Genomic DNA, 11,966 nt, shown 5'->3' with positions numbered 1-11,966 from the left:
ACTCACCCAAATCACTTACTGTTGTAAGTGATTTGGGATTAACTTTAATTATATTTTGGCATCGGGCGCTTCAATTTCAGTTTTAGTTTCTTCTGCAGCTTCTTCTTCAATAATGAGCTTCCAGCCAACCACGTCATCCCAGTATGCCTGTTCGCGTTCAAAATCTAGTTGTACCAGATTATTTTGCGTGAGGTAACCCGCTGGGAAGCGCAATGTCCAGTGACCGTCATCTGTTATCAGCCGCAGGCTTTCCGGCGTGGTGGTCGACTGACGCTGATTATTCAGTAAGGTACTCAACCGTAATAATTGAATTAAAGGTAAATAATACTTTTTCTTGAATAAATTCAGGCGCGGCAGTTCATCCAGCTTAATCCCCTTGCGGTGCATGCGCACTAAGGTGGCTAACAATAATTGCTGTTCTTGATTGAAACCCGGTAAGTTGGTGTTCTGCAAAATATAAGCTGAATGGCGATGCATTCCGCTGTGATTAATACTCAGGCCAACTTCATGCAGCATAGCCGCCCATCTTAATAAAGATTCAAGCTGCGGCTGTACCAATTTAGGGTTTTGCGCTAACCACTGGGTATAAAGTTGCTCGGTGGTTTCCAACACTCGGCGGGCCTGTTCCCGGTCAATATTATAATGCTCTGCCAGACTTTGTGCCGTACGCTGACGGATATCCTGATGGCGGAAACGGCCTTCCATTTCATATAGCACCCCTTCGCGCAGGGCACCATCTGATAAACGTAACTCTTTGATTGCTAAAGCATCGAAGACGCCACATAAAATAGCCAGACCGGGAACAAAGACAGATTGGCGGTCTTCGGATAACCCCGGCAAACTTAACGCGGAGAAATGTTTGAATTGCAGCACTTGCTCAACCAACATTTCAAGGCGCTCGGGCGTAATCAACCCGTCTTTCTCTCCCATCTCAACCAAGACTTCATAGGTGGCTTTAATGGTGCCGGAGGCGCCCAGTGCATATTGCCAACCCTGAATCCGGTATTGCCACGCCAGATTTTCCAGCTTTTGTGCCGCAGCCAGACGGGCGCGCTTGAAATTTGTTTTACTGATTTCGCCATGTGGGAAAAACTGTTGGGCGAAACTGACACACCCCATACGGCGGCTTTCTACCAGTAATGGTTCAAAATCTTCGCCAATAACCAACTCGGTTGAACCGCCACCAATATCAATTACCAGTTTGCGGCCTTTTTCTGGTTGGGTATGTTCGACGCCCATAAATATCAGACGCGCTTCTTCCTGCCCGGAAATAATTTCGATCGGATAAGGAATAACTTCAGCTGCGCGCTTGAGGAAAGTCTCCGCATTAGCCGCTTGTCGCAAGGAGTGTGTCCCGACAATACAGACATTATCGGGTGAGAATCCCTGCAAGCGCTCGGCAAATAGCGCCAGACAAGCTAATCCGCGCTCGATGGCTTCTTCGCTGAGCATATTATTGCTATCTAGACCATCGGCCAGGTGCACGCGCTGTTTCAAGCGGCCTAAAACCTGCAACGCGCCGTTAACGACGCGGGCAATTACCATATGGAAACTGTTAGATCCCAAGTCAATAGCGGCAATTTCTTGCGGTTTTGTGGTAGTCGAATTGTTGGTTAGCGGCATAGTTTTCGCCTTACTGCTCTGGTTGTTCCAGCGCTTTTAAATAATCATAGATGGCAATCTGTGCACGTACTTTGCGCCTGTTGCCACGCGGTACATAACGATTACTCAGTTCTTTATCAATATAACGGGCTTTCACGGTGTCGTTGAACAGCAGCTCTAAAATATCCAGCACCCGCTGTTTTAATTTTGGGTCTAGCAATGAAACAGCCACTTCAATACGGTAATCAATATTGCGAGTCATCCAGTCAGCAGAAGAGAGATACACCAGTTTGTCGCCTTTATTCTCAAAGACGTAAACTCGGTCATGTTCTAAAAAGCGGTCAACGATGCTGGTGACCTGAATATTATCGCTGATCCCCGGCAGATTTGGGATTAAAGAACACATCCCACGTACCAATAACCGTATTTTTACTCCCGCACCGGAGGCGCTATATAACCTATCTACCAGACCTTTATCCACTAAATTATTTATCTTCAAGGTAATCCCGGCGCTTTCACCGGCTTGAGCATGAATAATTTCCTGGTCAATCAACTGATACAGCATTAAGCGCGAGTTCTGTGGTGAAACCATCAGGTTATCGAACTTGACCGGGCGGTAAGGATTTTCAATAAAGTTAAATACCCGGCGCACTTCATTAGTAATTCGGGCATCTGCGGTTAATAAAGAATAGTCGGTATAAATACGCGCTGTTTTCTCATTAAAGTTACCGGTGCCAATATGGGCATAGCGCACGATTTCTTCGTTTTCAAGACGGGAAATCAAGAATAACTTGGCGTGGATCTTCAAACCCGGAGCGGAGAAAATAACGTGTACGCCAGCAGCAGTGAGGCTTTTGGCCCAATGAATATTGGCTTCTTCATCAAAGCGCGCCTGTAATTCCACCACCACGGTGACTTTCTTGCCATTATGTGCCGCATGGATCATTGACTCGATGATGCGGGAATCTTTCGCAACGCGATAAATATTGATTTTAATCGCCAGCACGCTCGGATCAAATGAAGCCTGGCGCAGCAATTCCAGCACATGCTCGAAGGTGTGATACGGATAATACAGCAGCACATCCTGCTCACGGATGGCATCAAAACCATTGCGGAATTTATCAAACCAAATATGGCGCAAACGTGGCATTGGGCGGTTAACCAGATTGCTTTTGCCTACATTAGGGAAGCTGATAAAGTCTTTGAAATTATGATAACGACCACCGGCGATGACCGAGTCATCATTAGAAATACCCAGTTTGCCGCGCAGCAATTCTACCATTTCATCGGGCATATCACGTTGATAAACAAAGCGCACCGGTTCAGCGGTTAGGCGCTGTTTTAAGCTCGATGACATTAATTCCAACAGACTCGATTCCATTTCAGTGACCAGATCATATTCCGCATCACGGGTCATTTTCATGGAATAGGCATTTAGTGCATCATAATCAAAGAAGCCTTTGAAGATTTCATCCAGGCAATATCTCAATATATTATCAAGTAATATCATTGGTTTGCGGCGGCGAGGGGCTTCTGGTGGCAAATTAACAAAACGCGGAACTTTATCGGAAGGAATTTCTAGCAGGGCATAAGCAATTTCCTGACCACGGATAATTTCTACTGCCAGATAGGTATAATCGTCTTTTAAGAATTGCACCAAATTGGTGTCATGGTTAATCAGAATAGGCGTGATGTGCTGGCGTAAATGCTGTTTAAAATAAAGCTTTAGCCAGACTTGCTGATTTTCGGAAATTTGCCGCTCATTAATCAGGAAGATTTGATTACGGGCCATTTCCAACAATAAATCGTTATATAACCCGTCGAACTCTTGATCGGCTTTGACCACTTTGCTTTGAATTTTCTTCAGTAAATGGCGCGAGGTCACGGCAGAGCCTTGCTCTTCACTAATCAAAATACGCCGTTTTAAATCAGCAAAACGAACTTTATAAAATTCATCAAGATTATTGGAGTAAATGCCAAGGAACCGCATCCGCTCAATGAGTGGATTGCTCTTATCCGCCGCTTCTTGCAATACCCGCTCATTAAAAGATAACCAACTGAGTTCTTTCTCGGTGTAGAGCTTTTCCTGACCCATTGCAACTCCAGTAAGATTATTGTGGGAGTATTTAGTGTCCACAATCATTATTGCGAAAGATTGACAAGAAAGTCCAACAGATATCATTAGTTAACTTTATCAGACAGCAGCCAAAAAATTATCAGACAGTCATCAACAACATTGTCATGCAAACGCCACAAAACTGACATAAGATATTCGGTCATCTTAAGGTATAGATGGGCGATTGGATTGATAACAATATAGACTGGATTTCGCCTAAGGGCATGGGGCAATTGAAGATTATGCAACAATCTGGCGGAATACTACAATCAGGGAGAGATAAGCGCCGGGCTGTTATTGAACGTCTGGTGCGCGTGATAGTCACGGGCAGTGGCGGGTTGGTTTTACTGACATTAATGCTGATTTTCATTTATTTATTATATGCCGCCTTGCCGCTGTTTAAACCGGCCTCAATCAATTCACCCGCCTCCTTCACTGTGGCTGGCAGTGGAGCCACTCTTGCATTGGGCGTTGATGCTTCAGGGCAGGTGGGTTATCGCATTGATGAAACCGGCAAAGGTTATTTTATTAGACTCAAAGCCCAGGGCGAATCTCCTGCGGGGAGCCTAATCAGTGAACAACAGTTATCACCGCCACCGGTGTCAATTAGCCGCGCTGCGGGCAGGCAACCTTTGTACAGCATTGGTCTGAGTAATGGGCGTTTTGTTCTGCTGCAACCGGACTTTTCGGCCACCCCTCCACGTTGGCAATTTCCGCTAGGTGAACAGCCGCGCTATATGGATTTACAAGGCCAGCGTCTGACGCAACTGGTGGTGGCTGAGCCGCAACCGCAACAGTTTTCCCTGGCAGCCACCACCGAAGATGGCCGTCTGATAACCGGAACCTTTACCGCTCAAGGGCAGCAGGTTAGCGAATTGCCCCATGCGCCCAAAACTATCGACCAATTGTTATTGGCACCCGATGGGCGCTGGTTATATCTCTTATCGGGCCATCAAGTGTTTATTTACCAATTTGGCCCGGAGCTGACACTGCGCGAAGTCGTGCCTTTAGTGGCTGACCCGCACGCCTTAACCGGGCCACTGCAACTTTCTTTATTAGCGGGGGGGAAATCACTGTTAGTTCAAGCACCTGATGGGGTGATAACCCAATGGTTTGATGTGCCCAAAGCCCCTGGAAATCAGTATCATTTGACGCGCATTCGCAGTTTTACTCCCGCAGGTAAGGGCTTACTAACTACCGAAAATACTCGCCGGGTATTTGCTTCATTATCGCCTCAAGGCGAGTTATCACTGTTCTCCAGCATTGAGTCAGCACCGCTATTGCAGCATAAACTGGCCACGGGAGTTACCCATGCCGCATTCTCCCCTTGGGGCGATAATTTGCTGGTCGAACATGGGGCGGGTTGGTCAACTTACTCATTAGATAATCGCTATCCTGAGATAAGCTGGCGCAGCTTATGGCAGCGAGTTTGGTATGAAAACTATCCAGAACCGGCCTATGTCTGGCAGTCGAGCTCAGTGGATGAAAGTTATCAGGCCAAATTCAGCCTTATTCCGATTATCTTCGGAACTTTAAAGGCGGCGGGGTATGCCATGCTATTCGCGGTGCCACTGGCATTGGCGGGCGCGATTTATACCGCCTATTTTATGTCGGCTGGCCTGCGCCGCGTGGTTAAACCCTCCATTGAGATGATGGGCGCATTCCCGACGGTGGTTATCGGCTTGATTGCCGGTATTTGGCTGGCACCGGTTATTGAACACTATCTGGCGGGTATTTTGTTGCTGCCGCCATTGCTGGCACTGACTATTTTATGCTGCGGCTGGTGTAGTGCGCGCTGGTCAGCAAAAACGCAACGGCAATTATCAGCGGGCTGGGATGTCATTATTCTACTGCCAGTTATCTTGCTCACGGGCGGATTAGCATGGTGGCTGGGGCCACAACTGGCGGTATTGACCTTGGGAATGCCAGTAAATGAATGGTTGGGTGATAACTATTCCCAGCGCAATGCATTAGTGGTCGGTATCGCGATGGGCTTTGCTCTGATCCCGGTTATTTTCTCACTCGCCGAAGATGCCTTATTCAGTGTGCCGCCGTCACTGAGCCAAGGGTCATTGGCGTTGGGGGCCACTCCCTGGCAGACGCTAGTTCGTGTGGTTTTACCTTCGGCTTATGCGGGTATTTTCTCCGCCCTGATGATTGGTTTTGGTCGTGCCGTGGGCGAAACCATGATTGTGCTGATGGCAACCGGCAACACACCTATTATTGATGGCAGTATTTTCCAAGGGTTGCGAGCAATGGCGGCCAATATTGCAATTGAAATGCCAGAAGCGGTGGTGGGCAGCGGGCATTATCGGGTGCTATTTCTGACCGCTTTAGTGCTGTTTTGCTTCACGTTTTTGGTCAATACGCTGGCAGAATCCATCCGCTTGCGATTACGTGAACGCTATCAGATGGAGCAGGTTGGGTGATGACAAGGAGCATAAAACCGAGTTTTACCCAAAAATGGTTTGCAACAGGTTCGCCGTGGATTTGGTTAACGGCCGGGGCGGTCAGCATCAGCCTGTTGGCCTTATTGGGTGTGGTCTTATTATTGGTCAGCCAGGGAATGCGTTATTTCTGGCCGAGCCCAGTTTACCTGTTTGAACTTAAGCAAACTGCCGCCGGCCCGGTCAAGGTCATTGGTGAGATTTATCAGCAACAGTCTTTGTCACGCCAGCAATTGGAGCAATCTGGCATTATTTTGCCGCCAGCCGCGGGTGAGACAGTCACGCGTTATCTGATTAAAACCGGTAACCGCGAGATACAAGGGCAAGATTTCCACCGGCTGCTGGATAGCGATATTCAACAGCGCAGCCAGCCGAAGGATTTGCTGGTAGTAGAAAGGCAACAGCATGGCACCGCTTATGGTTTTCTGGCGGGTATGCAGGACAATGGCCAGCCATTGGTGGGCGATAATTTAGCTCAGGAATTGCAAAAACGTATTCCGGTGATACAAGCACTGGTGCAGCAGTCCAAAGATATTCAGTTCCGCCAAATGAACATGCTCAATCAACAGTTTGAGGCGCTGCGACTCGAGAAAAAACGCCTGCAAATGACCGCTGAATTCGACAGCAAAGCACAAGACAGATTCAATGCCGAGTGGGGTGAATTACAACGCCACCACCAAGCATTGATGGAAAAACTGCGCGTTCTGCAAACGGATGAAAACCGCTATACCCTGCTGTTGCAGGATATGAATGGGCAAATTCATCCTGTTTCACTCAGCCAGATTACTCGCGCTTGGTATCCCAATGACATGAGTTTCCTACAGAAACTGCACCATTGGGCAGCACAAACCCATAAGTTTCTGAGTGATAACCCTCGCAATGCCAATACTGAAGGTGGCGTGTTCCCGGCTATTTTTGGCACAGTGTTAATGGTGATTTTGATGTCCATCGTGGTGATGCCATTAGGGGTGATTGCGGCGGTTTACTTACATGAATATGCGGGTAAAAACGGGCTGACCCGCATGATTCGTATTTCTGTGGTGAATCTGGCTGGGGTGCCATCCATCGTTTATGGGGTATTTGGCCTGGGTTTCTTTGTTTATCTATTAGGCGGTTCGCTGGATAAACTGTTTTATGCACAAGCGCTACCCAACCCGACATTCGGGACTCCGGGCGTGTTATGGGCAGCATTAACACTGGCTTTATTGACATTACCCGTCGTGATTGTTGCCACCGAAGAAGGGCTTTCCCGCATTCCGGTCAGTTTGCGGCAAGGTTCGCAGGCGTTAGGGGCCAGCAAAGCCGAAACCCTGTGGCATATTGTGCTACCCATGGCGGCCCCGGCAATGATTACCGGGCTCATTTTAGCTGTGGCGCGAGCTGCGGGAGAAACCGCCCCTTTGATGCTGGTTGGCGTAGTAAAATCAGCGCCATTATTGCCGGTTGATGGCGTTTTCCCCTATCTGCATTTGGAACGCAAATTTATGCATTTAAGTTTCCAAATTTACGATATGGCCTTCCAAAGCCCCAATGTGGAAGCCGCGCGGCCATTAGTCTTCGCCACCGCGTTGCTGTTGGTGATTATTGTGGTGGGGCTTAATTTAGCGGCTATTGGTATTCGCCATCATTTACGTGAAAAATACCGTGGTTTAATGCTATGACAGAACTTTTTAACCCGCAGGACGAAATATGGGACTTTTGATGCCGGATTCGCTGCCACTGCTGGATGTGCAGCATTTGACTCACGAGCAAACTGCGCTGGCGGTTGAAAAGCTCAATTTATTTTATGGCGACAAACAAGTGCTGCATGATATTTCCTTTAATGTGCCTAAGCACCGGGTTACCGCCCTAATTGGCCCATCGGGTTGTGGTAAATCAACCTTATTGCGCTGTTTTAATCGTATGAATGATTTGCTGGATAACTGCCACCTTGAAGGCGAAATTCGCCTTGGCAATGAAATCATCACTGATAAAACGACCGATGTTGCCGCATTGCGCCGGCGGGTCGGTATGGTGTTTCAGCGGCCAAATCCATTCCCTAAATCAATTTATGAGAATGTGGTTTATGGTCTGCGCTTACAGGGAGTTCGTGACCGACGGGTACTTGATGAGGCTGTCGAGCGCTCCTTACGAGCGGCTGCTTTGTGGCACGAAGTAAAAGACCGACTGCGCGAAAATGCCTTTCGTCTTTCCAGTGGGCAGCAGCAGCGTTTAGTCATAGCCAGAGCCATTGCTATTGAGCCACAAATCTTATTATTAGATGAGCCAACATCGGCGCTAGACCCTATCTCGACCCTGACTATTGAAGAACTGATCACCACATTAAAACAACAATATACCGTGATATTAGTGACTCATAACATGCAGCAGGCAGCAAGGGTGTCAGACTATACCGCCTTTATCCATCAAGGAGGGCTGGTGGAATATAATGATACCGATGCTTTATTTACCTCGCCACAGCAGCGGCGGACGGAAGATTATATCACTGGGCGTTACGGTTAACTTTCGCCTCTCTTTTTTATTCCTTTATCCACCAGCCACATCTTAGTCGCGTAGGGCCGCAAAGGCGCTTCTAAGGTGTTCGCTTCATTTTTTTATTGTGATTTAAGTTTACACTTTCATGTGTCGTCCGTTATTTAGGTGACTATTAAATGGACGTTTTAAGTGAAAGAATTACTGATAACCCAGCCTGATTTTATGGAGACATTTCGCTGTGCAGGTACAACCTGTCGAGAACACTGCTGTAAAAATCAGCATGTCACCCTTGATAGAAACCGTTATCAAAAATATATCAAAAGCCCCTATTCAGAGATTAAGCGCATTGCTGTCGCCGAAATAACTGTCACTCAGGCCAGTCTCGCGGCATGGGCCAATTTTAGCCCTGATAGTCGAGGGAATTGCCCGTTCCTCGATGAGCAGCGATTATGCCAGATTTATAAACATGCGGGTGCGAATGCATTGAGTAATAACTGCGCTACTTATCCTCTGGTTGAGCATATTTATAAGAAACAGAAAATTAAAAGCATGTCACTTTCCTGCCCAGAAGTTACCCGGCAGGTATTATTTTCGACCAATGCTTTGACGCTACGGTTTTCCACTATTAACCAATATGACTATTATAAAGCACCGGATATTATTATTGAGGAGCGGTTGGTTAATCGCGCCTGTGCCGCTATTACCGTCGCAAGTGATAAGTCTTCCATAGAGGAAATTCTGTGGGTAATAAATCGTTTATTGCACACTCACCCCATTACTAATGATGGAAGCAGAGCTAAAATTGCTGAGATAGACAATCTGCGCCTTGAGTTAATTGAGATGCTGACATCAGGGCATGTCTCCCAGCAATTGAAGTCGATGGATAGTACAACGGAGCTACACAATGAACTCGTGGATTGCTTTCGCGATTTTATTGCACAGCTCCCTGAAGTTCGTGGGAAAAAGACACTTAAAGCTTATGCGGCCACTTTGCTGGATAACACCACGACTAAACCTATTAGTTATAATCTTAATTACTTATGGCAACAACAGAAATGGCTTTCTTGCCCAGAGCAAAATGCAGTATTTCGTCATTATCTTCTCTATCGTATTAATCATGACCAATTGGCTATGGGAGAGAGAAATGCAGTTTCGGTATTTAACTTACAAGTTATTGATTACTTTTTTTTAAAAATATTACTCACTGCGCATCTCATTAAAAATGGTCAATTTATTGAAGATGAAATGATTGATATTATTTATTCCTACCATGCCTGTCGTGAGTCTACTACGGATGTAAGCCAAGAGTTCAAACAGCGCCTGACAGACTTGGCGACGAGAGCCGACGTCTCAATATTATCCTTATTGGTATGAAATAATTTTAAAAATAATTTAAGTTAACCCAAGAATGTACCGCTTGTTATCTGTAAATTAGCCGTGATAAATAGGACTCTATCTCGTGAAAGAATTACAGATTATTCAACCGGATTTTGTTAAAAATTTCAGTTGCATCGGTTCAGCTTGTCGTGATCATTGCTGTAAAGACTGGACTATTAGCATAGATAAAAATACCTATCGAAAATATAAAAATAGCCAAAATTCAACGATTAGAAATATCGCCATCAAGAATATTTCAGTGACACGAACCAGTACGGATAACTGGGCTACAATGGGTTTCAGGGAAGATGGTAATTGCCCCTATCTTGATGAAGCCAGTTTGTGTGGGATTCACAAAACTATGGGTAGCGAAGCCTTGAGTGAAACATGCTCAACTTATCCCCGCAGCAGCTTCCAGTACAAATCTGAAAAATTTAATACGCTGACTCTATCCTGCCCAGAGGTAACCCGATTAGTTCTGTTTGATCCCAATGCATTTACTCTTAATCACGAAGTGATAAAGCAGAAAAATTATTTCAACAATAGAGAAATTAATTCTACTGGGCAAGTGATTAGCTATTATTGTAATCAACTCCTTCTGGTACCGAATGAAAATTTTGAAGAAAATATTTATGCAATTAATGTTTTCATTCATTGTTGTCAAGATATAGATAAAACGTTAGAAGATAAAGTACCGACAGTGTCGGCTTTGTATGAGGCTATTCATCACAAATTGTCCTCAGGTGAAATTAGTCAAGAAATGACGAATATTCCTTATAATGCAAATTCACGCTGGCATTTTTTGATGATATTTCAACGGCGTACAGTAAGAATCCGAAAAAGTAGGGGGCATAAAACACTGTTTAATTATATGGCTTTCTTGATTCATCATTTAATGAATGAAGTTGATGTTGAACAGTTAGATGAGCGCATGGCGGCCTTAAGCTCTACCTGGAATGAGCAGGTTATGCCTTTGCTTAATCAACACCCGCATATTTTACGCAATTTATTCCAGTATAACTTCTATAATAACCGATTCGGACTCAATGGAACTGATGCGCTAGATAAAGAATTTTATACTTATGTGATAGATTTCTTCATTATTAAATCAGTTATCAGTGCCTTTGTTATATACAATAAGTCATTGAGCGAAGACGATATTATTAATATTATTTACTCATACAATGTTTTCAGAATACACAATAGCGGCGCTAAAGATCTTTTGTTATCAAACATCGATGCGGTAAATGCGAATGATAACATTACATTATTAAATCTGTTGAACTAAGCACAGCAAACGGACCTATGGCTGAAAACTGATAACCAGACTGGGGCCGTATGGCCCCAATAAATTAAGCACTCTTTATCGATGGCGTTTTATATTTAGCCAAGTATTGCGGCTGGAAAATGCACATACGAATTGCAGTACGGTATTCACCATTGATAAAGAACTCTTGTTTTAGTTCACCCTCCAATTCAAAACCTAATTTGCTATAAATATGGATGGCTTTTTCATTCTCTTTATCAACGATAAGATAAAGTTTATACAAATTCAGTACCGAAAAACCATATTCCATCGCCAGTTTTGCAGCTGCGCCAGCATAACCTTGGCCTTGATGAGCCGGGTCGATAATAATCTGAAATTCAGCACGGCGGTGAATATGGTTGATTTCAACCAGCTCAACCAAGCCGACCTTTACCCCCAAGCCTTCAATAATAAACCGGCGTTCACTCTGATCATGGATATGTTTATCGTACAGATCAGACAGCTCGACAAAAGCTTCGTAAGGTTCTTCAAACCAGTAGCGCATTACACTGGCATTGTTATCTAACTGGTGGACAAACGGCAGATCATCCCGCTCCAGTGGGCGTAACCGGACGCTGCTAGTGGTAGACATGCTTGTTCCTCATAAGACGACAGCGGTTGCTGCCTCGGGAATTATAACCTA

General features: G+C 45.4%; 8 protein-coding genes. 5 read left to right on the top strand and 3 right to left on the bottom strand.

Going from position 1 to position 11,966, the window contains the following annotated elements; all coding sequences use genetic code 11:
- Positions 1-48 precede the first annotated feature (48 nt).
- Positions 49-1,623, bottom strand: coding sequence for an exopolyphosphatase (ppx, locus tag YROHD0001_RS00345; protein WP_004716868.1), 1,575 nt, complete (start codon positions 1,621-1,623; stop codon positions 49-51).
- A gap of 10 nt (positions 1,624-1,633) precedes the next feature.
- Positions 1,634-3,697 carry a polyphosphate kinase 1 gene (ppk1, locus tag YROHD0001_RS00350; protein WP_004716867.1) on the bottom strand — a complete coding sequence of 688 codons (2,064 nt, stop codon included), beginning with the start codon at positions 3,695-3,697 and terminating at the stop codon, positions 1,634-1,636.
- 245 nt (positions 3,698-3,942) lie between these two features.
- Here ppk1 and YROHD0001_RS00355 point away from each other — a divergent pair, with 245 nt between their 5' ends.
- The 5 genes from YROHD0001_RS00355 to fliB (YROHD0001_RS00365) all read left to right on the top strand — a co-directional run bounded on the left by YROHD0001_RS00355 (position 3,943) and on the right by fliB (YROHD0001_RS00365) (position 11,305).
- Positions 3,943-6,147 (top strand): ABC transporter permease subunit, encoded by a 2,205-nt coding sequence (locus YROHD0001_RS00355; RefSeq protein WP_086023450.1) that lies wholly within the window; start codon positions 3,943-3,945, stop codon positions 6,145-6,147.
- Positions 6,147-7,826, top strand: a complete 1,680-nt coding sequence (gene pstA, locus YROHD0001_RS0118960) for a phosphate ABC transporter permease PstA (RefSeq protein ID WP_032818491.1) — start codon at positions 6,147-6,149, stop codon at positions 7,824-7,826. Before YROHD0001_RS00355 ends, pstA begins: the two co-directional genes overlap by 1 nt.
- Positions 7,827-7,854: 28 nt before the next feature.
- A complete protein-coding gene (gene pstB, locus YROHD0001_RS00360) occupies positions 7,855-8,667 on the top strand; it encodes a phosphate ABC transporter ATP-binding protein PstB (RefSeq protein WP_032818489.1) in 813 nt (270 codons plus the stop codon).
- Positions 8,668-8,829: 162 nt separating this feature from the next.
- Entirely contained in the window at positions 8,830-10,014 is a 1,185-nt protein-coding gene (gene fliB / locus YROHD0001_RS0118955) for a flagellin lysine-N-methylase (RefSeq protein WP_004716864.1), read from the top strand.
- 85 nt (positions 10,015-10,099) lie between these two features.
- Positions 10,100-11,305, top strand: a complete 1,206-nt coding sequence (gene fliB / locus YROHD0001_RS00365; RefSeq protein ID WP_004716863.1) for a flagellin lysine-N-methylase — start codon at positions 10,100-10,102, stop codon at positions 11,303-11,305.
- 64 nt (positions 11,306-11,369) lie between these two features.
- Here fliB (YROHD0001_RS00365) and speG read toward each other — a convergent pair whose 3' ends face one another.
- Positions 11,370-11,915, bottom strand: a complete 546-nt coding sequence (gene speG, locus YROHD0001_RS00370) for a spermidine N1-acetyltransferase (protein ID WP_004716862.1) — start codon at positions 11,913-11,915, stop codon at positions 11,370-11,372.
- Between the last annotated feature and the right edge of the window lie 51 nt (positions 11,916-11,966).

Source organism: Yersinia rohdei ATCC 43380 (assembly GCF_000173775.1).
In the GTDB taxonomy this organism is placed as follows: Bacteria; Pseudomonadota; Gammaproteobacteria; order Enterobacterales; family Enterobacteriaceae; genus Yersinia; species Yersinia rohdei.
This window is presented reverse-complemented; position numbering and strand designations above follow the sequence as displayed.

Coding starts and splice junctions, on each gene's coding strand:
- ppk1 (WP_004716867.1), bottom strand. CDS start 3,697: ATGGGTCAGGAAAAGCTCTACACCGAGAAAGAACTCAGTTGGTTATCT.
- pstB (WP_032818489.1), top strand. CDS start 7,855: ATGGGACTTTTGATGCCGGATTCGCTGCCACTGCTGGATGTGCAGCAT.
- YROHD0001_RS00355 (WP_086023450.1), top strand. CDS start 3,943: ATGGGGCAATTGAAGATTATGCAACAATCTGGCGGAATACTACAATCA.
- ppx (WP_004716868.1), bottom strand. CDS start 1,623: ATGCCGCTAACCAACAATTCGACTACCACAAAACCGCAAGAAATTGCC.
- speG (WP_004716862.1), bottom strand. CDS start 11,915: ATGTCTACCACTAGCAGCGTCCGGTTACGCCCACTGGAGCGGGATGAT.
- pstA (WP_032818491.1), top strand. CDS start 6,147: ATGACAAGGAGCATAAAACCGAGTTTTACCCAAAAATGGTTTGCAACA.